This is a genomic window from Actinoplanes sp. NPDC051411 (genome assembly GCF_040682075.1).
Lineage (GTDB): Bacteria > Actinomycetota > Actinomycetes > Mycobacteriales > Micromonosporaceae > Actinoplanes.
In genome coordinates this window covers 1-21,846 of record NZ_JBFBAD010000157.1, presented here as the reverse complement: position 1 = coordinate 21,846, position 21,846 = coordinate 1, and the positions used below count along the sequence as shown (strand labels likewise).

Annotated in this window: 17 protein-coding genes and 3 pseudogenes; 11 read left to right on the top strand and 9 right to left on the bottom strand. The window is 72.2% G+C overall.

Annotated features, from left to right (window positions below; genetic code table 11):
- Positions 1-797 (bottom strand): annotated as a pseudogene (locus AB0M88_RS46580) (serine/threonine protein kinase); the annotation flags it as partial.
- Positions 798-1,100: 303 nt separating this feature from the next.
- On the opposite strand from AB0M88_RS46580, the gene AB0M88_RS46575 reads away from it, so the two are divergent.
- The 3 genes from AB0M88_RS46575 to AB0M88_RS46565 all read left to right on the top strand — a co-directional run bounded on the left by AB0M88_RS46575 (position 1,101) and on the right by AB0M88_RS46565 (position 4,640).
- Positions 1,101-2,117: a phosphotransferase gene (locus AB0M88_RS46575; RefSeq protein ID WP_364113524.1), complete on the top strand. Its 1,017-nt coding sequence runs from the start codon at positions 1,101-1,103 to the stop codon at positions 2,115-2,117.
- A gap of 65 nt (positions 2,118-2,182) precedes the next feature.
- Positions 2,183-3,481 carry a type VII secretion-associated serine protease mycosin gene (gene mycP, locus AB0M88_RS46570; protein WP_364113522.1) on the top strand — a complete coding sequence of 433 codons (1,299 nt, stop codon included), beginning with the start codon at positions 2,183-2,185 and terminating at the stop codon, positions 3,479-3,481.
- A 43-nt stretch (positions 3,482-3,524) separates the two neighbouring features.
- Positions 3,525-4,640, top strand: coding sequence for a MerR family transcriptional regulator (locus AB0M88_RS46565; protein WP_364113528.1), 1,116 nt, complete (start codon positions 3,525-3,527; stop codon positions 4,638-4,640).
- Positions 4,641-5,048: 408 nt separating this feature from the next.
- On the opposite strand, the pseudogene AB0M88_RS46560 reads toward AB0M88_RS46565, so the two are convergent.
- The 6 genes and pseudogenes from AB0M88_RS46560 to AB0M88_RS46535 all read right to left on the bottom strand — a co-directional run.
- Positions 5,049-6,029: pseudogene (locus AB0M88_RS46560) on the bottom strand (xylan 1,4-beta-xylosidase); the annotation flags it as partial.
- A 545-nt stretch (positions 6,030-6,574) separates the two neighbouring features.
- Positions 6,575-8,065, bottom strand: a complete 1,491-nt coding sequence (locus AB0M88_RS46555) for a glucoamylase family protein (RefSeq protein WP_364113520.1) — start codon at positions 8,063-8,065, stop codon at positions 6,575-6,577.
- 7 nt (positions 8,066-8,072) lie between these two features.
- Positions 8,073-8,897 carry a carbohydrate ABC transporter permease gene (locus tag AB0M88_RS46550; protein WP_364113518.1) on the bottom strand — a complete coding sequence of 275 codons (825 nt, stop codon included), beginning with the start codon at positions 8,895-8,897 and terminating at the stop codon, positions 8,073-8,075.
- The gene (locus AB0M88_RS46545) at positions 8,890-9,705 is read right to left on the bottom strand and encodes a sugar ABC transporter permease (RefSeq protein WP_364113516.1); all 816 of its coding nucleotides are present in this window, start codon (positions 9,703-9,705) and stop codon (positions 8,890-8,892) included. Before AB0M88_RS46545 ends, AB0M88_RS46550 begins: the two co-directional genes overlap by 8 nt.
- Before the next feature lie 120 nt (positions 9,706-9,825).
- Positions 9,826-11,094: a sugar ABC transporter substrate-binding protein gene (locus AB0M88_RS46540; RefSeq protein ID WP_364113514.1), complete on the bottom strand. Its 1,269-nt coding sequence runs from the start codon at positions 11,092-11,094 to the stop codon at positions 9,826-9,828.
- Positions 11,091-12,113 carry a LacI family DNA-binding transcriptional regulator gene (locus AB0M88_RS46535; protein WP_364113512.1) on the bottom strand — a complete coding sequence of 341 codons (1,023 nt, stop codon included), beginning with the start codon at positions 12,111-12,113 and terminating at the stop codon, positions 11,091-11,093. The genes AB0M88_RS46540 and AB0M88_RS46535 overlap by 4 nt, the downstream gene beginning before the upstream one ends.
- 76 nt (positions 12,114-12,189) lie before the next feature.
- On the opposite strand from AB0M88_RS46535, the gene AB0M88_RS46530 reads away from it, so the two are divergent.
- Entirely contained in the window at positions 12,190-12,912 is a 723-nt protein-coding gene (locus AB0M88_RS46530) for an MBL fold metallo-hydrolase (protein WP_364113510.1), read from the top strand.
- A gap of 181 nt (positions 12,913-13,093) precedes the next feature.
- On the opposite strand, the gene AB0M88_RS46525 is transcribed toward AB0M88_RS46530, so the two are convergent.
- Both AB0M88_RS46525 and AB0M88_RS46520 read right to left on the bottom strand, forming a co-directional pair.
- The gene (locus tag AB0M88_RS46525) at positions 13,094-14,005 is read right to left on the bottom strand and encodes an AEC family transporter (RefSeq protein WP_364113508.1); all 912 of its coding nucleotides are present in this window, start codon (positions 14,003-14,005) and stop codon (positions 13,094-13,096) included.
- Between the two features lie 417 nt (positions 14,006-14,422).
- Positions 14,423-15,337 (bottom strand): dihydrodipicolinate synthase family protein, encoded by a 915-nt coding sequence (locus AB0M88_RS46520; RefSeq protein ID WP_364113506.1) that lies wholly within the window; start codon positions 15,335-15,337, stop codon positions 14,423-14,425.
- Between the two features lie 70 nt (positions 15,338-15,407).
- Between AB0M88_RS46520 and AB0M88_RS46515 the strand changes: the two are divergent.
- From AB0M88_RS46515 to AB0M88_RS46485, 7 genes and pseudogenes are all read left to right on the top strand, one after another.
- Positions 15,408-15,938, top strand: a pseudogene (locus AB0M88_RS46515) (LysR substrate-binding domain-containing protein); the annotation flags it as partial.
- Positions 15,939-16,268: 330 nt separating this feature from the next.
- Positions 16,269-16,676, top strand: a complete 408-nt coding sequence (locus AB0M88_RS46510) for a LysR substrate-binding domain-containing protein (protein WP_364113526.1) — start codon at positions 16,269-16,271, stop codon at positions 16,674-16,676.
- Positions 16,677-16,706: 30 nt separating this feature from the next.
- Positions 16,707-18,566 carry a methyl-accepting chemotaxis protein gene (locus AB0M88_RS46505; RefSeq protein WP_364113504.1) on the top strand — a complete coding sequence of 620 codons (1,860 nt, stop codon included), beginning with the start codon at positions 16,707-16,709 and terminating at the stop codon, positions 18,564-18,566.
- Between the two features lie 35 nt (positions 18,567-18,601).
- Positions 18,602-19,162 (top strand): GtrA family protein, encoded by a 561-nt coding sequence (locus tag AB0M88_RS46500; protein ID WP_364113502.1) that lies wholly within the window; start codon positions 18,602-18,604, stop codon positions 19,160-19,162.
- 69 nt (positions 19,163-19,231) lie between these two features.
- Complete coding sequence (locus AB0M88_RS46495) at positions 19,232-19,831, top strand: TetR family transcriptional regulator (RefSeq protein ID WP_364113500.1); 600 nt, start codon at positions 19,232-19,234, stop codon at positions 19,829-19,831.
- Positions 19,828-20,475: a VC0807 family protein gene (locus AB0M88_RS46490; protein ID WP_364113498.1), complete on the top strand. Its 648-nt coding sequence runs from the start codon at positions 19,828-19,830 to the stop codon at positions 20,473-20,475. Before AB0M88_RS46495 ends, AB0M88_RS46490 begins: the two co-directional genes overlap by 4 nt.
- Positions 20,472-21,716 (top strand): FAD-dependent monooxygenase, encoded by a 1,245-nt coding sequence (locus AB0M88_RS46485; RefSeq protein WP_364113496.1) that lies wholly within the window; start codon positions 20,472-20,474, stop codon positions 21,714-21,716. Before AB0M88_RS46490 ends, AB0M88_RS46485 begins: the two co-directional genes overlap by 4 nt.
- Positions 21,717-21,846 lie beyond the last annotated feature (130 nt).

Here is a 21,846-nt window from a genome sequence, read left to right as displayed (position 1 = left end):
GCCGCCTCGGCGGCCTTGACCTGATTGGCGGCCTGGACCAGGTCCTTGGCCGCCTGCGAGGCCTCGGCGCGGGCGGCGTCGCGGTCCCGGCCGGCCTGATCGGCGCGTTCGGCGGCGGCCTGGGCGTCGCGCAGGGCCGTCGCGAGTTCGCGCTCGGTGGTTTCCCGCTCCCGGCGTACGTCGTGGATCTCCGACTTGGCGGCCGCGAGCTCGTCTCGGGCGGTGTCGCGTTCGGTCTCGGCGCGTTCGCGCAGGGCGGCGGCCGCGGTCGCCTCGCGGCGGGCCTCGTCGCGGGCCGCTATCGCCTCCTCGGCTTCCTGCGCGGCTGTCGCGGCGGTGTGCTCGGACTGTTGGGCCCGGCGACGGGCCTCGTCGCGTTCGGCGGTCGCCGCCGCGGCGAGCTGCTGGGCGGCCGCGGCCTTGAGCGCGGATTGTTCGGCGTCGTGGCGGGCGTCGTCGCGTTCGGTGTGGGCGGCGGCGATCTTCTCCGAGGTCTCGGCGTGGATCTCGGCGACCTGGCGCTCGACGCCGGCCGGGGAGAGTTCGGAGTGGAGCGCCTCGGACAGGCCGCCGACCAGTTGGTCGAGGCGGTCGACGACCTCCCAGGTGCGGGCGACCTGGCCGGCGAGGCCGGGGGAGGAGCGGTGGCGCATCCGCACGTTGCGGGAGGCGCGCTGGCATTCGCCGTCGTTGTCGCGGCAGTAGCGGAAGGGTCGCCCGGCCGACGCCCGCTGCGGGACCGGTCGTCCACAGTGCGCGCAGGGTCGGGTTTCCACGTTGTCGTCGTTCTCGCTCATCGCCTGGTCAGCCTAGGCGGCCTTGATCGTGTGCCGTCGCCACCACACCGAGAGGCTTTTAGGCTCCCATCCCAGTATCCTAGGATGCCCTACGGGGTGTGCGTTAGCCGCTCGGTCGCCCACAACACCAGGTCAAAACCAGAAAGGAATCAACGACTATCCAGCCTTTGAATTCAGGTCTGAGTTTGTCCGCCGGGCATAGACGGTTCGGGTCTGCGCCTCGTCATCGCGAGGAGCTCGCCAGCCACGATTCGTGCTGCGGGCGGGACCTCGCGGGGCGGGGCCGGCCGGTAGGCTCGCCGGGTGCCGCTGCCTGACGATCTTCTCCAGCCGGGTTGGACCGCCGAGGAACTGGCGCACAGCAGCGCCAACGAAGTGACCGGCGGGGTGTGGCGGGTGCGCCGCGACGGCGGCACGGCGATCCTCAAGCATGTGGTCCGCCGCCGGGACGGTGCGGCGGCTCATCTCGCGGCGAGCGACGACCCCGGGCACTTCAACTACTGGCGGCGCGAGCCCGAGGCGTACGCGTCCGGTCTGGCCGCGTCGTGTTTTCCCGGGGTGACCGCCCCGGGGTTTCTGGGGGCCGACGAGCTGGCCGACGGTTCGGTGGCGGTGTGGCTGGAGGACGTGGCCGGCACGCCGGGCATGGCGTGCGACGCGGATTCGCTCGGTGACGTGGCGTTCCGGTTGGGGGCCGCGCAGGCCGGATGGCTGGGCCGGGCGCCTTCCTATGTTTGGCTGGCGCGGGACTGGCTGCGTGACTACACGCTGGCCCAGCCGGTCGACGAGGATCTCGACTGGGATCATCCGGTGATCGCGGCGGCGTGGCGGCCCGCGCTGCGCGCCGGCCTCCGCCGCCTGTGGGAGGAGAGGGTTGCGCTGCTTGCCGCGGCCGACCGCTTTCCCCGTACGCTGTGTCACCACGATGTGTGGCCGATGAACCTGATCGTGGCTTCGCCGGGGCCGGTGCTGCTGGACTGGGCGTTCTGTGGTCCCGGTGCGGTCGGGGAGGACGCGGCCAACCTGGCTCTCGACACGTTCTGGGACGGGTTGTCGTCGCTCGACGTCGACGCGGTGCTGTCGGCGGTCACGTCGTCCTATGTGCGTGGTCTCGACGGTGCGGTGCCGCCGGCGACGGTGCGGGCGGCGATCCGGACGTGCGGGGCGGCGAAGTATTTCTGGCTGGCGCCGCGGATGGTGATGGCCGCGTCGACGCCGCCGCGTAAGCCGGGTTACGACTCGCGGGGGCTGGCGGCGATGCTGGCCGGGCGGGCCCCTTTGTTCGAGGTCGTCGTGCGGTGGGCGGCCGCGGCGGGGTGAGGTCACGCGCGGGTCGCCCGTGCTCGCTACGATCCAGGCGGATCGACGAACTTCGGGGGTGCGCGATGGTGGGGCGACGGGCGGCGGCCGCCGTTGCGGTGGTGTTCGCGCTGCTCCTGCTCCCGTCGCCGCCGGCCGCGTACGCCGAGCACGTGTGCGATCAGCCGCCTCCGGCCGGGCAGCAGCTGGCCGGCACGCCGTTCGCGAATCAGCTGTACGCGCCGTCGCAGCTCGCCACGCTGGCGACCGGGGCAGGGGTCCGGGTCGCAGTGATCGATTCGGGGGTCGACGCGGACACTCCGGCGTTGCGGGGCCGGGTCGCGGCCGGGGCCGATTTCCTGCATCACGACCCGGACGGCCGGCAGGACTGCAACGGGCACGGCACCGAGGTGGCGAGCCTGATCGCGGGCCGGCCGGTCGGTGACTCGGGTTTCCAGGGGCTGGCGCCGGGGGCGACGATCGTGCCGGTGCGGGTGACCGAGGAGGAGGACGACCAGGGCGGTGGCACGTCCGGCGACCACGCGTCGTTCGCCGACTTCGCCGACGCGATCGACTGGGCGGTCGGCGAGGGCCGCGCCGACGTGATCAACCTGTCGCTGGTGACGACCGAGGGTGACACGCCGGTGCGGGCGGCGGTGGCGCGGGCCGTCGACAAGGGTGTGGTCGTGGTGGCGGCGGCGGGCAACCACGGTAGGCCGGGCGACCCCAATCCGACGCCGTTCCCAGCCGCCTATCCGGGGGTGATCGGTGTGGGGTCGGTCAATTCGTCGGGTGTGCGGTCCGACTTCTCGCAGCACGGCGACTATGTGGACGTGGTCGCGGCGGGCGAGGGGGTGACCGCGGCGGCGCCGGGTGGTGGCCTGGATCTGGGCAGCGGCACGAGCTTCGCGGCGCCGTTCGTGGCGGCGACCGCGGCGCTGATCCGGCAGCGTTTCCCGGACGCGACTCCGGCCGAGGTGGCGCGCCGCATCGAGGCGACCACCGATCCGGCGCCCGGGGGGCCGGTCTCGGCGGGCCCGGGCGACGACGCGGCGCGCAACCCGGAGTACGGGTTCGGGCTGCTCAACCCGTACCGGGCGTTGACCGAGACGTTGGGTCCGGCGTCGCCGGCCGCCCCGGTTGCCGAGATGATGCCGGTGCAGGATCCGGCCGCGGCGGCGCGGGCGGCGCGGCGGGCCGATGCCCGGCGGGCGTCGCTGTGGATGGCGGTCGGCGGTCTGGGTGTGGTCTTCGTGATCGGCGCCGCGGCGGTCGTGGTGCGGCAGGGGCGGCGCCGCGGGTGGACGCCGGCGGTGCCGGTGAGCCGGGTCCCGGCGGAGCCGGAACGCCACCTCGACCGTCCGGGCGAGCCGCTGATCCGCTGATCCGCTTGCTCCTGACGTGGCGTGATGCCACATAGTCGGTGGCGTGGAAGAGCACCTGACGGTGGGACGGGTGGCCGAGCTGGCCGGCGTGAGTGTCCGGACGCTGCACCACTATGACGGGATCGGCCTCGTGCGGCCGTCCGCGCGGACGGCGGCCGGGCACCGGGGCTATTCGGCGGCTGACGTGGTGCGGCTGCGGGAGGTGCTCGCCTACCGGCGGCTGGGCTTCGGGTTGCGGGAGATCGCGGCTCTGGTGGACGACCCGGGCACCGACGCGGTCGCGCATCTGCACCGGCTGCGCGGTCTGCTGCTGGAACAGCGCGACCGGGCGGCCGCGACGGTGGCGGCCATCGACCGGGAACTGGAGGCGCGGGCGATGGGGATCGGGACGACGCCGGAGGAACAGTTGACGGTGTTCGGGGCGCAGCTGTACGAGGCGATCGGGTCCGCGTACCCGGCGACGCGGCGTACCGAGCCGCGGATCGCGGCGAGGGTGTGGGAGGCGCTCGGGGACGCCCGGACGGTGCTGAACGTCGGGGCGGGCACGGGTTCGTACGAGCAGCCCAACCGTGAGGTGACGGCGGTGGAGCCGTCGGCGGTCATGCGGGCCCAGCGTCCGCCGGGTGCGGCGCCGTGTGTGGCCGCCGGGGCGGAGAGTCTTCCGTTCGAGGATCAGTCCTTTGACGCCGCGATGGCCTTCAGCACCGTTCACCACTGGCAGGATCCGGTGGCCGGGCTGCGCGAGATGCGGCGGGTTGCCCGCCGGGTGGTGGTGTTCACCCATGACGCCAGTGACACCGGGTGGCGTCAGCGTTTCTGGCTGACCCGCGACTACCTGCCGGAGGTCGGTGGCCTCGTCGCGGGCCGGCCCGCGGTGGACCGGCTGGCTGACGCGGTCGGGGCTCGGCTGGAGCCGGTGCTGATCCCGTGGGACTGCGCTGACGGCTTTTTCGAGGCCTACTGGCGGCGGCCGGAGGCGTACCTGGACGATCATGTGCGCCGTGCGGTGTCGGTGTGGACCAGGGTCGGGCCGGAGGCCGAGCAGCGGGCGGTGGGCAGGCTCCGCGACGACCTTTCGTCGGGGCGGTGGGCCGAGCGCAATCGCGAACTGGTTGCTCTGGATGCGGCCGAGCTCGGCCTTCGTCTGCTCGTGGCCTGAGAGGCCGGGTGGCCTCGGGCCGCGGTTTAAGGAAGGCGATGCTCGGGTTGGCGGGTCGGGGGTCAGGTGACCTCGGGGCGCAGCTCGAGGAAGGCGATGCCCGGGTTCGAGGCGGTCGGCGGCCTGCAGGGCGGTCCACTGGGCGGGGGTGGGCCAGCCGGCGTCGGCGGCCCAGGTCGCGGCCAGGTTGCCGTGGGTGGCGTCGACGCGCCACAGGTGCAGTTCGTGGCGGGTGGCGAGGCCGGGGTGGACGGTGACGGTGCGGGACAGGCCGGCCGAGCCGGTCACCTGGCCGTGGTCGAGGGTGCTGTTGAACAGCAGCAGGCCGTAGCCGCCGCCGGGGTAGCGGGACGCCCATCCGTCGACGAGGGAGCCGGCGCCGTCGCCGGAGAGGGTGAGCGGGAGTTCCTCCGGGCCGAGGCGTTCGGCCAGGGCGAGGGCCCAGAACTTGGGTTTGGCCAGGTTGCCGACGGTGAGCAGGCCGAAGCCGCCGTGCAGCAGCCGGTCGGGGCGGCCCAGTTCCTCGAAGTGGTCGGAGGCGACCCAGGGGGCGAGGGCGTCGAGGCGGCCGGCCGCCGAGCGCATGCCCTTGAGGAGGAACGCGGCGGCGAAGGGGGTGTCGTTGACCTGGCTGCCGTGGGTGGCGGTCACTCCCCATTCGGTCCACAGGGTGGGCCGGCCGGCGGCCAGGGGGCGCAGGTCCAGCGGCAGCGTGCCGTAGACGTGGGTGGAGAGGAAGTCGGCGGGGGCGTCCACACCGGTCTGGTCGTCGATCCAGCCGGCGGCGGCGGTCGCGGGGCCACCGACGCGCAGGCGCGGGTCGACGGATTTGATGGCGTTCGCGGTCTCGGTGTAGAGGCGCCAGTAGTCGCCGGGGGTGCCGGACCAGAAGACGGAGAGGTTGGGTTCGTTCCAGACCTCGAACAGCCAGTGGGTGCGGACCTGGTCGCCGTAGCGGTCGAGCAGGTGGGCGGTGAGGTCGCGGATCAGGGCCGACCAGCGGGGCCAGGACTTCGGCGGGGAGATGCCGCCGCGGTAGGTGAAGACGGTGCGGGACGGGTCGGAGGCGAGGGCGGCCGGCATGTAGCCGAGTTCGACGACGGGGAGGAGGCCGGCCGACAGGACGAGGTCGTAGACGCGGTCGATGCCGGCGAAGTCGTGGACCGGTTCGCCGGTGGGGGATTCGCGGTAGACCGACAGGTCGTCGTCGAGGATGCCGTGGGCGCGCACGGAGCGGACGCCGAGTTCGTCGTGGACGCGGCGCAGCGCGGCCAGCAGTTCGGGGCCGATCGGGCGGCCGCCGGTCTGGTCGGTGGACAGGAGGTGGCTGAGGTGTTCGGAGCCGACCATCGCCTGCCAGATGCGGTGCAGGGGCCGCGCGCCGTACATGTTGATGGCGTCAATGTTGACGTCAACATGTACAACGCCGACATTGACGCCGGACGCGTCGATGTCGGCGCAGTGGACCGGCGCGGAGAGGGGGCCGATCGCGTTGACGGTCTGCAGGGCGGCCACCGCGTAGTAGCCGCCGCGGTCCGGGGTGGTGTCGGCGTAGGGCGGGTGCGGGACGGCCAGGACGTCGCCGCCGCCGTGGTCGGCCCCGGCGAACGGGCCGTCGGCGGACGGGGCGCGGTGCACGGCGTACCCGATGGCGCCCGGCACCGGGTCCCAGCCGACGGTGACCTGGCCGCGGCCGGCCACCGCGGTGAGGCCGGCCGGGGCGGGCAGGTCGGCGGTGACCGGTTCGCCGGGGGAGCGGTCCTGGGCGCCGCCGCCGCCCATCAGGGCCGCCCAGTCGGCGCGGGCCTGCTGCTCGATGTCAGTCACGGACGGAACTCCTTGAGCTGGGGCAGTGGGTGCTGTTCGATGCCGGTCACCGGCGGCGCTCCTCGACCGGAAGAAGCGTCTACTGCGCACTGCTGCTCGTCGGCTGGTCACGGGCGGGGCTCCGCGAGCTGGGGGAGGGCCTGGTGGGCGGGCACGTTGAAGGTCTCCTGCGCCAGCAGCGGGCGGATCGTGTGCTCGAACTGGGGGGTGACGAAGGCTCGGCGGATGCCGGTGCGGTCGAGGGCGCCCAGGGTCATGGACTGGTCGAGGGCCAGGTAGCGCTTGGCGACGGTCCCGGACCGTACGGCGATGGCGTCGTAGAAGCCGCCTGGGCCGTACGCGTCGAAGTCGGCCTTCAGGGCGGCCAGGTTGTGGCGGGCCGGTCCCGGGGCGTACGGCAGGGCGAGGAAGGCCGCGTGCGGCGTGACCACCCCGTCGTCGTAGGCGGCGGGCGGCCCGGCGGGCCGGCAGGTGCCGAAGCCGGCGTCGTATTTTCCGCCCTGGATGTCGGAGGGGTAGCCGTCGGTGTCCATGCCCATGGCGTCGACGCCCCAGGCGGAGTAGCCGCCGAACGGGTTGGAGGCGGGTGAGAATCCCCAGTAGCCGTAGCGGGCGTCGTTGAGGCCGTGTTCGATCTGCGCGGCGACTGTGGCCGGGTGGTTGCGGCCCCAGCTGTCCGGGCCCCAGGTTTCCTCGGGGACGAACAGGTCGGGCATGAGGGCCTCGAACATGTCGCCGCCCCAGCTGGGGACGAAGGTGATGCCGCGGTAGCGGTAGGAGCCTTCGTAGACCTGGCGGCCCAGGTGGGTGGTGGTGAAGCCGTGCGGTTCCATCTCCTGCCAGGCGTAGTCGCAGGTGTCGGGCAGGGTGCGCATGGTGTCGAAGTAGGCGGTCGGCGGGATCTGGCCGGCGGCGATGCCGAGGTAGGTGGCCATGCGGGGTTCGGTGACCGTGATGTCGTAGTGGTTGCAAGTGAACCAGACGCCGTTCTTCGGTACCGAGCAGCCGGTGGGCTGGGTGTCGTAGAAGCCGCCGTAGATCTGGCCGCGGGTGCCGATCGGGGTGGCGGCGGCCGGGTCGTAGTAGAAGCCGAAGTTCATGCCGGTGAGGATCTGCTGGGCCTGGCCGCGCAGGGACGGCATGGCGCCGGCGACGACGCGCAGGGCGGCGCCGAGCCAGCCGTTGTCGACGCTGGACAGGAACGGTGTGATGGCGGAGCCGTCGTCGGGGAAGACGGTCAGGACGGCGCCGGTGTGCGGGTCGTACCAGTTGTAGAACATGCCGGAGGCGGTGTTGCGGCGCAGCCCGGCCAGGGTGTGCAGGGTCTGGCCGGCGCGGTGCAGGGCCTCGCGGGTGGAGATGATGCCGAGGTCGCGGGCGGCGACGGTCGACCACAGGTAGCCGCCGATGTTGGTCGGTGAGGTGTAGGCCGAGCGCGCTGACAGGTCGCCGGTGATGTTGTCGGCGGGCAGGCCGGTCGCCGGGTCGGTCATGGCGGTCAGCGAACGCCAGGTGTCCTTGGCGTAGCCGCGGAGCGGGTCCCGCCCGCCGGCGAAGACGAGCGGCAGGAGCAGCACGAGTACGAGTAGGCGACGCATGGGCCCCTCACTTCAGTCCGGTGGTGGCGATGCCGCGCAGGAACTGCCGTTGCAGCACCAGGAAGACGATCAGGACGGGCAGCACGACGACGACCGCGCCGGCCAGCAGCAGGCCGTAGTAGATGCGGTTCTGGCCGATCGAGTAGAGCGCGAGCGCGACCGGCAGCGTGTAGTGGTCGTCGGTGGTGGCCACGACGAGCGGCCACAGGAAGTTGTTCCAGCTGGCGAGGAACGTGAGGATGCCCAGGGTGGCGAGGGCGGGCCGGCACAGCGGCAGCACGATGCGCCAGAAGATGCGCCACTCGCCGGCGCCGTCGACCCGGGCCGCCTCGATCAGGTCGTCCGGGATCGCCAGGAGGAACTGCCGCATCAGGAAGACCCCGAAGGGTCCGGCCAGGAACGGCAGGACCAGGCCGGCGTACGAGTCGGCCAGTCCCATGTTGCTGATCAGCACGAACTGGGGCACGAAGGTGACCATGCCGGGCACCATGAGCATGCCCAGGACGACCAGGAACAGGGTGCGTTTGCCGGTGAAGTGGAGTTTGGCCAGGGCGTAGCCGATGAGCGAGCAGAACAGCAGGTTGCCGGCCGTCACGAGGATCGCGACGAGGGCGGAGTTGCCGAAGTAGCGCGGGAAGTCGAGGCGGGCGAACAGGTCGTGGTAGTGGGTGAGTGTCCAGGTGTGCGGCCACCAGGTCGGCGGGTCGGAGCGGATCTCGTTCTCGGGTTTGAACGACGACAGGGCCATCCACAGGAACGGTCCGACGACGACGAGCAGGCCGGCGGCGAGGATCGCGTAGAGGACGGCGCGGGCGGTGCGGTCCCTAGTCATTGCGGGCCCCGAGCAGGCGGAACTGCAGGACCGACAGGGCCACGATGGCGACGAACAGGACGTACGCGGCGGCCGACGCGTAGCCGTAGTTGCCGAAGCCGAACTGGTTGTAGATGTGGTAGGACACCGACAGTGTCGACGACAGCGGGCCGCCCTGGGTCATGACCAGTGGTTCCTCGAACAGTTGCAGGTAGCCGATGCCGGTGATGACGGCCCCGAACAGCAGGGCCGGGCGCAGCAGCGGCACGGTGATGCGGCGGAACTGCTGCCAGCGGCCGGCGCCGTCGAGGGTGGACGCCTCGTACAGGTCGGCCGGGATGCCCTGCAGGGCCGCCAGGAAGATCACCATGAGCGAGCCGAAGTTGCGCCACACGGCCATCACGATGATCGAGCCGAGGGACAGGTGCGGGTCGCCGAGCCAGTTCGGCCCGTGCACGCCGGCCAGGCCGAGCAGGTTGTCGATCAGGCCGGCCTGCGGGTCGAGCAGGAATCGCCACACCACCGCGATCGCGACGATGCTGGTGACGACCGGCAGGTAGAAGCCGACCCGGAACAGGCCGCGCAGCCGGATCAGGCCGGAGTTGAGGGCGTTCGCGGCGGCCAGCGCCACGATGATGGTCAGCGGGACGCCGGCCACCACGAACACGATCGTGTTGAGGGCGGCGCGCAGGAACTGGGTGTCGCCGAAGAGGCGGGCGTAGTTGTGCAGGCCGACGAAGTTGACCGCCAGCGGGTGCTGCAGGTCGGTGGAGCGCATGTCGGTCAGGCTCATCACCAGCGACGCGAGCACCGGCAGCAGGGCGAACACCAGGAACAGGGCGGTGAACGGGGCCGCGAACGACCAGCCGGTGAGCGTACGCCTCAGGCGCAGGCGGCGGGCGGCCGCGCGGGCGCGGCACCGGGCGGGAACCCACCGCGGAGACCGCGGTCATGAGCCGGTGCCGATCGACGACACCTGGTTCTGCACGGTTTTCATCGCGGCGGCCGGGTCCTCGCCGGCGACGCAGACCTTCTCGACCTCGGTGTCGAACGTCGCCGAGACCTGGTTCCAGGTCGGGTAGGCGGGCGGCGCCTTGGCCGACTTCAGCTGGGCGCCGAAGACCTGCAGGACCGGGTCGGTGGCCAGGGCGGGGTCGTTCCAGGCCGACTGGACGGCGGGCAGGTCGGCGACGGTCCGGTACCACTTGACCTGGATCTGCGGCTGGGACAGCCAGGCCAGGAACTTCCAGGCGGCGTCGCGGTTCTGGGCGTTCTTGAAGACGGCGAAGTTCGAGCCGCCGATGAACGACGTCGACGACTTGCCGACCGGCATCGGCGCGACCGAGTACTTGTCCTTGAAGCCGGGCCCGCCCTGGTCGTTGAGGATGCCGACATGCCAGGGGCCGGACATGAACGCGCCGATCTGCCCTTTGACGAAGGCGGGTTCCAGCGCGCCCTGGGCCAGATCGGTCGGGGCGATCTTCTCGGTGAAGAACGACTGGTAGTACTTCAGGCCGGCGACCATCTCCGGGGTGTCGAAGCTGTACTTGCCGCCGGCGGCGATGTCGGCGCCGGCCGACCAGGCGAACGGCAGGACCGACTGCCAGCTGCCGGTCTTGCCGGGCTGCAGGTTGATGCCCCACCGCGCGCCGGCCTTGGTCTGCATGGCCTTCGCCATCGCCTTCAGGTCGTCCCACGTCTTCGGGCCGCCGGGGTAGCCGGCCTTGGCGGCCAGGTCCTTGCGGTAGTAGATGCCGCGGGTCTCGACGTACCAGGGCACGGCGAACGAGGTGCCGTCCACGACGGTGGTGTCCCAGGCGCCGGGGAAGAAGTCGGCCTTCTTGAACAGGTCGGCCGGCGTCGGGTCGAGGGCGCCGGTCTTCGCGAACTCGCCCTGGTCGGTGGTGCCGATCATCGACACGTCCGGGGTCTGCTTCGCCGCGATCGCGCTGGCGATCTTCTGGTGGGCGGCGTCCCACGGCACGGCGGTCACGTTCACCTTCGCGCCCGGGTTCTCGGCGGTGAACTGCTTCGCGAACGCGGCGAGCTTCTCACCCTCCGTGCCCATCGCCCAGACCGTGATGTCCCCGGTGGCCTTGCCGCCGCTGACGGCCTTGGCCGTCGTGTCCTCCGAGCCTGAACCGCGTCCGCAGGCCGAAATCACGCTCAGTGTCAGTGCCGCGGCCGTTGCCGCGGCGGCCAGTCGCCGGTGTCTCATGTCGGGTGCACCTCCGGGGAGTGTGGGCCGCAGCTGCGCCGCACGACGAGCTGCGTGGGCAGGATCCGTCGTTTCGCTTTCCGGCCGGGTTGGCCGGTGATGCGCTGGTTGAGCCACCTCGCCGCGGTGGCGCCGAGGTCGCGCATCGGCTGGCGGACCGTGGTCAGGCCGGCGAACCGGGCCGCCATCAGGTCGTCCCAGCCGGTCACGGCCAGGTCACCGGGGACCTTCAGGCCGGCCTGCTCGGCCGCCAGGAGCACACCGAGCGCCACCTCGTCGTTGGCGCAGATCACGGCGTCGGGTCGCTCCCGCCGCAGAAGGTCACGGGCCGCCGCCTCACCGGCTTCCAGGTCAAAACCTTCGAGACGTACGGGGTCGGGGACGTCGAGCCCGCGTTGCGACAGTGCTCGGGCCACACCGCGGTAACGGCCCGCGACGTCGGGCGAACCGGCGGGATCACCGAGGAAGACGAACCGGTGGTGGCCGTGGGTGAGCAGGTGCTCGACGAGGGCTTGGGCGGTGTGGTCGTTGCGGGCACGCACCGTGTCGACGCCGGGCAGCGGGTCGCGCGACAGCAGCACGACCGGCAGGCCGGTGCCGGCCAGCCCGGTGATCACGTCGTCGGGGACGGTCTGGCCGAAGACGGTCAGGCCGTCGACCCGGGCGGCCAGGTCGCGTACGGCGGAGGCCGCGTCCTCGCGGCCGCGAGTGGCCAGAATGACCACGCTGGAGCCGAAGGCCGCCGCGGCGGCCTCGTAGCCGAGAACGACCTCCGCGTAGTAGGGGCCGACGAGGTCGGGGAAGACGATGCCGTTGGCGGCGTGCCGGCCCTCGGCGAGGGAGCGGCCCAGCCGGCTCGGGGTGAACCGCAGCTCCCGGGCGGCCTGGTGGACGCGCTCGCGGGTCTGCGGGGTGACCAGTTCGGAGTCGCGCAGGGCACGCGACACCGTGGCGATGGAGACCCCCGCGAGCTGGGCGACCTGGTAGATCGTCGCCTTTGAAAGCGCTTTCATCGCCATCGCCGGAACGTAACCCCGGTCCGTGGGGCCCGAAACCCGGGAGGCCGGCGGATTCATGATGAGCGATACTTCGCATATGGCCGACGGGGTGGTGGTGCTCGGCAGCAGCGGGGGCTGGCCGGCGGCCGGGCGGGCGTGCAGCGGCTACCTGGTGTCGTATCGCGGCACCCGGATCGTGCTGGACCTCGGGTACGGGACGGCCGGGCGGCTGTTCTCGCTGGTGGACGTGCCCGACGCGGTGGTGGTCACGCACGCGCATCCGGACCATGTGGTGGATCTGCACGCGCTGTTCCGGTCGTTGCGGTACGGGCCGCGCCGCGGGCGGGTGCCGGTCTACGCGGCGGCGGGGGTGGCCGAGGTGATGGCCGCGCTGGACCCGCCGGACGCCGCCGACATCCCGGCGTTTCTCGATTTCCGGCCGCTGCCGGCGGCGCCGCGGTCCATCGGGCCGTTCGTGCTGCGCTCGTACGCGTTGCCGCACTACGTGCCGAACGTGGGGGTGCGGCTGGAGGCGCCCGGGATGTGCGTGGCGTACACCGGGGACACCGGGCCGACGCCGGTGCTGGGTGCGCTGGCCCGGAAGGCCGACCTGTTCATCGCCGACTGCACCGACCGGCCGCCGTTGAACCTGCGGCCGGGGGAGGCGGCGGAGGCGGCGGTTGCGGGCGGGGCGCGGCGGCTTCTGCTGACGCACTTCTGGCCGGGGGCCGATCGGGCGGCGTGCCGGCGGGCGGCGGCCGCGGTCTACGGCGGCGAGATCCTGGTGGCCGAGGAGGGGATGGAGATCCCGTTGCCGTGAATTCAGGGGTTTGGGGGCTCGGTTTCGTGCGCGGGGGCTTCGGGCTGCGCTGGCCTCATCCTTTGTTCTGAGGGCGGCCACAGCTCGTTGTCGTGCGCCCGGCGGCCCCGCCCTCTGTTGGGTGGGGCGGATTGAAGCAGCCGGGTCTGACAACTTCCGGCCGTTGTCCACAGGGTCGCGGTCAGAGGTGGAACAGGAACGTGATCAGGAGCAGGGCGGGAGCGCAGGCCAGGGTCGACAGGAAGATGGCGTCGCGGATGAGACCCGCACCGGCGTTGAAGCGCTGGCCGTAGAGGAACACGTTCTGCGCGGTCGGCAGCGCCGCCAGCACGGTCACCGCGAACGTCTCGTCGTGGTTCAGGCCGAGAGCGTGGGCCATCAGGAAGGCGATCACGGGCATCCCGGCGGTCTTCAACGCGACCGCGGTGAGCGTGGCGACCCGGTCGGAGCCGGCGGTCAGCACACCGCGGCCGGACAGCGACATGCCGAACGCGATCAGCACCACCGGCACGGCGGCCTGGCCGATCGCGGCGATCGGGTTGCCCAGGACCGTCGGCAGATGCCAGCCGGTCAGGGCGAAGACCGCGCCCAGCGCCACCCCGGCGATCAGCGGATTGCGCAGCGGCGTCATCAGCACGGTCCGCCACGAGGCGCGGCCGGTCGTGGCGATCTCGAGCAGTGTCAGCGCGACCGGGGTGATGACGAGCAGCTGCAGGATCACGATCGGCACGACCAGGGCCGCGTTGCCGAGCACGTAGGTGGCGACCGGGATGCCGATGTAGTTGGCGTTCGTGTAGCCCGAAGCGAGCGCGCCCATGATGGTCGTGCCCCGGTCGCGGCCCCGGATCAGCAGCGCGAACAGCCCGAAACACACCACCGCGGCGGCCGTGGACACGATCAGCGGCTCGCTGAACAGCACGTTCAGGTCGGCCTTGGCCACGCCGGTGAACAGCAGGCACGGCGCGAGCACCGAGTAGACCAGCCGGCCCAGCACCGCCTCGGCGTTCTCCGGCAGCCCGGCGAACCGGCGCGTCACCCAGCCCACCAGCACGATGACGCCGATGAGCGCAAAGCCGGAGAACGCCGAGATCATGACCGCAGACGTTAGGCGCTGCCGCGGCGCTCCCGGCAGGCTTGACGCGGGTGACACTGGTCGCTCGCTCGGCCTGCTCGCCCGCTCGGCTCGCTCGCCCGCTCGCCCGCTCGGCCCGCTCGGCCCGCTCGCCCGGCGGCGGCCGGCGGCGCGGTGCCATGTTGACCGGACATGTTGACTGAATCAACATTGACGGCTCGCGCATCATGTCGAGACTTTGGTTATCGCAACCGCGCTTCGCGCAGTCCGCACGACGCCGCCCGCGCAACGGCTGACGCTCGCACCGCCCGGGACGGCAGCGCTCACACCGCCAGGGACGGCAGCTGTCACGGCCGCCACCTGCTCGCGACCTGCGTCGGTGCGACTGAAGCCTCGCTCGCGTCCGAGCTACTCCGGCGCGGCGCGAGTCAACAGCCCTCAAACGTGCGCGACTTGCTCTGGGGTGACCGGAGTCGACAGGCCCTGGGCGGCCCGTTCCGGGCTAACCAGCGTCAACAGGCCTCGCGCCTGCGCCACCTGCTCCGGCGCGGCCGGCGTCAATGGCACGCGGACGGCCGCGGACGGGATGCGGCCCTCCGCGTGCAGGACGCCCTTGATGACGGTCGGGTTCGGGGCCGCGAACAGGGCCGCCGACCGAGGCGCCAAGCGGTGGCTCAGAGCGCGGCCGCCAGGCAGATCACCCGACTGCCAGGCGGCGATCAAGGCGGCGTAGTCGGCGGTCGCGATGTGACCGGCGGCCATGACGGCGCCCGGGGCGCCGAGCGCGAGCAGCGGGCCCGCGAGGACGTCGTCGCCGACCAGTATCGAGAAGCCGGGCACGTCGGCGGCCGCGGCCATGAAGGCCATCGCCGTCGCGTCGAGGGTGCCGGGGGCGTACTTCATGGCGATCACGTTGGGCAGCGACGCCAGGCGGAGCAGCGCGCCGGCCGACAGGGGCTGGGCCGTGCGGTAGGGCACGTGGTAGACGACGACCGGGACCGGGGAGGCCGCGGCCAGCGCCGCGAAGTGGGCGATCACGCCTTCCTCGCCGGGGCGGACGAACGCGGGGACGGCATGCATCGCCGCGTCGGCCGACGCGGGGACGATGCCGTCGTGCACGCCGGCGATCCACGGGGTGCGGCGGGTGCGGCTGACCCGCTCGACCACGGCCAGGACGGCGGCGCGCTCGGCCGGGGTCAGCGCCGACGGCTCGCCCGTCGTGCCCAGCGCGACCAGGCCGGTAGCGCCGGCGTCGAGCAACTCGTGGGCCAGGGATTCGAGTGCTCGGAGCGCGACGTCGCCGTCCGCGGTGAACGGGGTGATCAGGGGAACGAACAGGCCGGAGAAGGTCATGGCCTCAGCGTCCCGGCGCCGGAGCATAAGGTCCAGTTCACCTTTCGAGGGCTGACCGTAAGCTGGGCTGATGCTCGACGTGCGCCGCCTGCAACTTCTCTGCGACCTCGCCCGGCTCGGCACGATCGCCGCGGTCGCGGCGTCGCACAGCTACACGGCCTCGGCGGTTTCGCAACAGCTGAGCGCTTTGGAGCGCCAGGCGGGCGTACGCCTCCTGACCCGCACCGGCCGCAGCGTGACCCTGACCGCCGCCGGCCGCATCCTGGTGCGGCACGGCAATGCCGTGCTCGCCGAACTGGAGCAGGCCACGGCGTCGCTCGCCGCGGCGGCCGAAGGGCTGACCGGGCCGCTGCGCATCGGGGCGTTCCCGACCGCGGTCCGCGCGCTTCTCCCGGCCACGCTGGTCGCGCTCGGCCGCGCCCACCCCGGCCTGGAACTGATGGTCACCGAACTCGACCCGGCCGACGTTCCGGCCGCCCTGCGCGACCGCCGCATCGACGTCGGCCTGATCAACGACTACGACCTGGTCCCGGCCCGCCCCGACCCCGGCCTCGACGACGTCCCCCTGCTCGACGAGCCGGTCTACCTCGCAGTCCCGGCGACCTGGCCCGCCGACCCGCCGACCGCCAGTCCAGACGCCTCCGCCCCACTCGGCTCCGACCCGAAGACCGCCAGCTCGGCCGTCTCCCACCCGAGGAGCACCAGCTCAGGCATCTCCGACCCAGCAGCCCCAGACCCGGCGCGCGGCGATTCAACGGACGCCAGCCAGGCCACCGCCAACCCAGGCGGCTCCGACCCAACGGGCGCCAGGCCGGCGGGTGTCAGACCACCAAGCTCCGGCCAGCCGGCGCCCGACATCCATCCCGCGCATCCACGCCCGGCCGGCGCACGCGTCGACACCGTCAATGTTGACGATATTGATCCAGTCAACATGAGTGGCCGGCCATCGGCGAGCGGCGCCGGAGCCGGCTCGGCGCTGCGAGGACTCCGCGACGCGCCGTGGATTCTGGCGACGCCCGGCACGGTGTGTCACACGGTGACCGTGCAGCTGTGCCGGGCGGCCGGGTTCAGCCCTCGGGCCCGCCACCACGCCGACGACTTCGCGACCGTGCTGTCGCTGGTCGCTGCCGGGCTCGGGGTGTCGGTCGTGCCGGCCATGGCGGTTCAGGACGGGCGGGCCGACGGCGTACGCCTGGAAGCTCTGCCGACGCGGCGCCGCACCCGGATCGCGTACCGGAAAGGCGCGGCCGGGCATCCGGCCGTCGCCGCTTTCGTGGCCGCAATCGGCGAATCTTGCGGGTTTGCCCCTTCCGTCCGCTCGGGCGTGAGGAGACTGTGAGCAGGATTCGATCACCCAGGAGCGCACCGCATGCCCCGAACCGCCCTGCTGCGGCCGATGCTGGCCGCCTCCGGCCGGCTGCGCACCGGCATGCGGCTGCTGGTGCTCGTCCTGGTGCTGCTGGCGCCGGGGGCGGTCGCCGCCGTCATGTACACGGTGGTGCGCAACGCCCAGATCGACTTCGCGCGCGCCGAACTGCGCGGCGCCGAGGCGGTCCGGCCGCTGCTCACCGCGATGGCCGACACGGTGACCGGCGCGACGGGCACGCCGGCCGAGCGGGTCACGCTCGCCCAGTCGATCCAGACGCGGATCAGCGACCTCGGCGACGCCACCAACCTGACCCTCGACCCGAGCCTGTCCTCGTCGCGGCTGATCGACGCGCAGGTCGTGCAACTGCCGCAGGCGCTGCTGGCCGCGGCCCGGCTCCGGCAGACCCCGGGCCTGGCCACGGCCGCGGGCTCGCTCGACTCGGCCGCCGCCGGCATCAAACGGGACAGCGGCGGGCTCGAAGCCGTCGACACCGCGGCCGACGCCATCGCCGCGCTGGCCGCCGACACCGGCAAGGATCCGGCCGCGATCGGCACCGCCGCGGCGGCCGCCGCACACCAGCTGCACGACGCGCTGGCCGACATGCTGCGGGAGCGCGTCGACACGAGCACCCGGGAACGCGACCTCGTGCTCGGCATCGCGATCGGCGGCCTGGTGCTCGGTGTCTGGTTCGCGGCCGCGGTCGTTCAGAGCACGACCCACGACGTCCGCGACACCGTCCGTGCCGTGACCGCGATCGCCGAGGGTGACCTCGCCGACCGGCCGTTGCCGGGCGGCCGCGACGAGATGGGTGACATCGGCCGGGCCCTCGACGTGGCCCGGGAGCGGCTGCGGGAGCAGGACGAGACCATCCAGGCCGGCCAGCGGGCCCGCGACCAGCAGCTGCGGGCCAGTTTCCTGCACCAGCGGCAGGTCGAGGCCGAGTTCCGGCAGCGCACCCAGGAGATCATCGACGAGTCGACCGGGGTGATCGCCGAGGAGCTGCGCGGGGTCACCGACCATGTCGGGCAGGTACGCGACGCGGCCGGCGTGATCGATCGCAGCATCGCCACCACCGACCGGGCCACCGCCGCCGTCGTCGAGCAGGCCCACCAGGCCGAGCGGGTCATCTCGTCGCTGGACCGCAGCCTGCGCCGGGTCGCCTCGACCGCCGCCCTGGTCACCGGCATCGCCGGGCAGACCCGGCTGCTGGCGCTGAACGCGACGATCGAGGCGGCCCGGGCGGGCGAGCTGGGCTCCGGGTTCACCGTGGTCGCCGACGAGGTCAAGGAGCTCGCCAACAGCACCGCCGACTCGACCGAGCAGATCACCACCACGATCTCGGAGCTGGAGCACGACACCGCCGAGATGGCCCAGGCGATCACCACGATGATCGAGGGCATCGGCGGGGTCGGCGAGGCGGCGGACGCGCTGCGGGCGGTCATCGCCGACCAGGACGTGCTGGTCAACGAGCTGTCGGCGCAGATGGCGGACGCGCTGGGCCGGGTCGAGCAGATGTCGAACCTGGCCGCCCGGCTGGAGCGCCGCCAGCACGACCGGATCGCCGCGGCCGGCACCGCCACCGTCGCGAAGGCCGGGCAGGTGCCGCTGCCGGTGCGGCTGGTCAACGTCAGCGCGGGCGGCATGCGGTGCGCGCTACCGGCCGGCGCCTCGATCACCGAGGGTGACGCGGTCGGGGTCGAGCTCACGCTGGGCGACGACCGGATCGCCCTGCACGCCACGGTCATGAACTCGGCCGACGGCAACGATCCGGACGAGCGGGAGGTCGGCCTGCAGTTCCTGATCACCGACGGGGAACTCGCCGACCGTCTCGACGCCTTCGTGCGGAGTCTCGGCGTTTAGCTTTCGTTCAGAAACGGCGGGTATCTTCCGCCGCGATGAGCGTCGAGCCGCTGCGGGGACGCCCCGCCCAGATCGTCCGTGCCGTGCTAGGCCTCCTGCCCGCGCCGGTGCGCGAGCGGCTGCTCAAGCACCGCGAGACCCTGAAGTTCCTGGTCGTGGGCGGCACCTGCTTCGTGGTGGCGGTGGCGATCAACTACGCGCTGAAGCTGACGATCCTCGGCGACAAGCCGGTCACGGCCTTCACGATCGCGAACATCGTGGCGACGGTCCTGTCGTACGTGCTGAACCGCGAGTGGGCGTTCCGGGCCCGCGGTGGGCGGGAGCGCCGGCACGAGGCGGCACTGTTCTTCGCCGTCAACGCGGTCGCCATCGGCGTCAGCGACATCCCGCTGTGGATCGCCCGGTACGTGTTCGACCTGCAGGCCCCCCACGTGAGCCTGATCGTGCAGGAGATCAGCGACTTCGCGTTCGGGATCATCGCCGGGACGCTCGCCGGGATGGTGTTCCGGCTCTGGGCGTACCGGAAGTGGGTTTTCCCACACCCGAAGGTGCGCCTCGTCGAAGCCCGCCCGGACGAGGGTTCCCGGGCCGCCTAGCCCGGTTTTGATCTTGCCGTTGGGAAATGTCGCTTGACCGTCGTTACTCGGACGAGTAAAAAGTTACTCATGCGAGTAAACGACACGGTGACGGCGAGCGCCCGGCGCGCCCAGATCGTCACCGCCGCGATCGACACGATCGCCGAACTGGGATACGGCAACGCCTCGTTCGCCCGGATCGCCAAGCGCGCCGGGATCAGCAGCACCCGGCTGATCTCCTACCACTTCGACGACAAGGCCGAACTGGTCCGGGCCGTCGTCGGCGCCGTCCTGAGCGAGGCCACCGACTACATGGGCGAGCGGATGCGCGACGCCGGCGGCACCCGCACCGCCACGATGGCCGCCTACATCGAGTCCAACCTCGAATTCATCGCCGAGCACCCCGCCGCGATCCGGGCGGTCATCGAGATCTCGGCCAACGCCCGCACCGAGGACGGCACCCCGCTGGTCCGCCCCTCCGACGTCGACGACCCGCTGACCCGGCTGGCGGTGATGTTCCGCGAGGGGCAGGAGGCGGGGGAGTTCCGCGCCTTCGACCCGGACGTCATGGCGGTCACGCTGCGCGCGTCGATCGACGCCGCCGCGGCCCGCCCCGGCCTCGACCCGCACGCCTACGCGGCCGAACTGGTCGCCCTGTTCACCCGCGCCGTCCGGAAGGACCCCTCATGAGCAGCGTGACCACCCCGTCGAAGATCAACCGTGCCTCCCTGCTGATCCAGATGTTCATCGACTTCGGGCTGCCACTCGTCGTCTACTACGGACTGAGAGCCACCGGCGTCGGCCAGTGGTGGGCCCTGCTGCTCTCGGGCGTCGTGCCCGTCGTCGCCGTCATCGTGAAGTTCGCCCGCACCCGCACCGTCGACTTCCTGGCCGTCTTCGTCCTCTCGGTCGTCGCGCTCAGCCTGGGCGTCTCGGCGATGACCGGCGAGGCGCGCACCATGCTGATCCGCGACGCGTGGGGCGGCCTGCTCGGCGGCCTCATCGCGGTCTGGCTCCTCGCCTCGGTCTGGGTCGGCCGCCCCGCCCCGATGTACCTCTACCGCGCGTTCGTCCTGGCCAAGGTCGGCCCCGACGGCCTGCGCGCGTGGGAGTCCAAATGGGACGACAACCAGCGGTTCCGGCACGGCATGCGGGTGCTGACCTTCGTCTGGGGCTGCGCCGGCCTGCTCAACGTGGCGGTCACCCTGGTCGCCGCGTACCTGCTGCCGCTCGACCTCGCCCCCGCGGTCCTCAACGTCTGCTGGCCCGTCATCGTCGTCCCGACCGGCCTCTTCCACCTCTACTACACGAAGAAGTGGGACCTCCGGGCATGACGACCGCACAGCCGGACATGAGGGGCAGCGCAAGGATCAACAACCCCGACGTGATCATCGCCGGCGCCGGACCGACCGGCCTGATGCTCGCCGGCGAACTCGCCCTCGGCGGCGCCCAGGTCGTCGTCCTGGAACGCCTCGAAGCCCGCACCGGACAATCCAAGGCCCTCAACCTGCAACCCCGCTCGGCCGAGGTCCTCGCCGCCCGCGGCCTGCTCGACGACCTCCTCGCCATCGCCCCGGCCCGCCTGCCGCGCGGGCACTTCGCCGGCATCCACCTCGACTATTCGCAGCTCCCGACCCCCTACCCCTACCAGGTCGGCATCCCTCAAGCCCGCGTCGAGGAACGCTTGGCGGAATGGTCACTCTCGCTGGGTGCCAAAATCCTGTACGGCGTGGGAGTAGACGCCTTCACGGAAGACAACAGCGGCGTGACGGTCAACGGGATGCGGGCTCGATTCCTGGTCGGCTGCGACGGAGCCCGCAGCACCGTCCGCCGGCAGTCGGGCATCGACTTCCCGGGCCGCGACGGGCGCCTGTGCGCCCTGGTCGCCGACGTCACCCTCGCCGGCGGCGGCCCGTCCGAATGGACCCTCCCGGCGCCGAAGGGCGACGGCCTGCTGACGGTCCTGCCGCTGGGCGAGGGCGTGTTCCGGGTGCTGGCGGCCGGCCCGGCCCAGATGGCGGCCGGCAGGGACGATCCGGTTCCCGACTCGGAGATCACCGAAGCGCTCGGACGCGACGGCCTGGCGTTGGACCAGGTCCGCTGGGCGAGCCGGTTCACCGACGCCAGCCGGCAGGCCGCCCGGTACCGCGCCGGCAACGTGTTCCTGGCCGGCGACGCCGCCCACATCCACTCACCGGCCGGTGGCCAGGGCCTCAACCTGGGCCTGCAGGACGCGTTCACCCTGGGCTGGAAGATGGCCGAGGTGTTGCGCGGCGAGTCACCGTCGTCGCTGCTGGACACGTACGAGTCGGAGCGGCACCCGGTAGCGGCCCGGGTCCTGCAGTCTACGCGCGCCCAAGGGGTGCTGATGGTGCCGGACGAGGACGTGACCGCTCTGCGCGAGGTCTTCGCCGAGCTTGCGGACAGTCACGCGCTGGCGATGCGGATGGCCGGACTGGACTACGGGCGGCGCCTGCCCGGGCTCGATCTGGCTCTGCTCAGGGACGGTCGCCGGCATGTGGTCGACACCCCGGACGGGCCGGTCGATGTTCGTCCCGACGGCTTCATTGGTTGAGCGTGTTTGTTGCGTGTTTTTGCTCTCCAGGCTGGGCTTCGGGGCGGTGCGGCCGGTCGCGGTCGGACGGAATTCGGGGCGAGGGTGACCAAGGTCGAAATAAATGCTCCACCTCGACCTTGGTCACCCT

Bases quoted from the DNA above. Each gene is read 5' to 3' on its own strand.
- mycP (WP_364113522.1), top strand. From the start codon at position 2,183: ATGGTGGGGCGACGGGCGGCGGCCGCCGTTGCGGTGGTGTTCGCGCTG.
- AB0M88_RS46555 (WP_364113520.1), bottom strand. From the start codon at position 8,065: ATGCGTCGCCTACTCGTACTCGTGCTGCTCCTGCCGCTCGTCTTCGCC.
- AB0M88_RS46550 (WP_364113518.1), bottom strand. From the start codon at position 8,897: ATGACTAGGGACCGCACCGCCCGCGCCGTCCTCTACGCGATCCTCGCC.
- AB0M88_RS46540 (WP_364113514.1), bottom strand. From the start codon at position 11,094: ATGAGACACCGGCGACTGGCCGCCGCGGCAACGGCCGCGGCACTGACA.
- AB0M88_RS46535 (WP_364113512.1), bottom strand. From the start codon at position 12,113: ATGGCGATGAAAGCGCTTTCAAAGGCGACGATCTACCAGGTCGCCCAG.
- AB0M88_RS46530 (WP_364113510.1), top strand. From the start codon at position 12,190: ATGGCCGACGGGGTGGTGGTGCTCGGCAGCAGCGGGGGCTGGCCGGCG.
- AB0M88_RS46525 (WP_364113508.1), bottom strand. From the start codon at position 14,005: ATGATCTCGGCGTTCTCCGGCTTTGCGCTCATCGGCGTCATCGTGCTG.
- AB0M88_RS46520 (WP_364113506.1), bottom strand. From the start codon at position 15,337: ATGACCTTCTCCGGCCTGTTCGTTCCCCTGATCACCCCGTTCACCGCG.
- AB0M88_RS46510 (WP_364113526.1), top strand. From the start codon at position 16,269: ATGAGTGGCCGGCCATCGGCGAGCGGCGCCGGAGCCGGCTCGGCGCTG.
- AB0M88_RS46505 (WP_364113504.1), top strand. From the start codon at position 16,707: ATGCCCCGAACCGCCCTGCTGCGGCCGATGCTGGCCGCCTCCGGCCGG.
- AB0M88_RS46500 (WP_364113502.1), top strand. From the start codon at position 18,602: ATGAGCGTCGAGCCGCTGCGGGGACGCCCCGCCCAGATCGTCCGTGCC.
- AB0M88_RS46495 (WP_364113500.1), top strand. From the start codon at position 19,232: ATGCGAGTAAACGACACGGTGACGGCGAGCGCCCGGCGCGCCCAGATC.
- AB0M88_RS46490 (WP_364113498.1), top strand. From the start codon at position 19,828: ATGAGCAGCGTGACCACCCCGTCGAAGATCAACCGTGCCTCCCTGCTG.
- AB0M88_RS46485 (WP_364113496.1), top strand. From the start codon at position 20,472: ATGACGACCGCACAGCCGGACATGAGGGGCAGCGCAAGGATCAACAAC.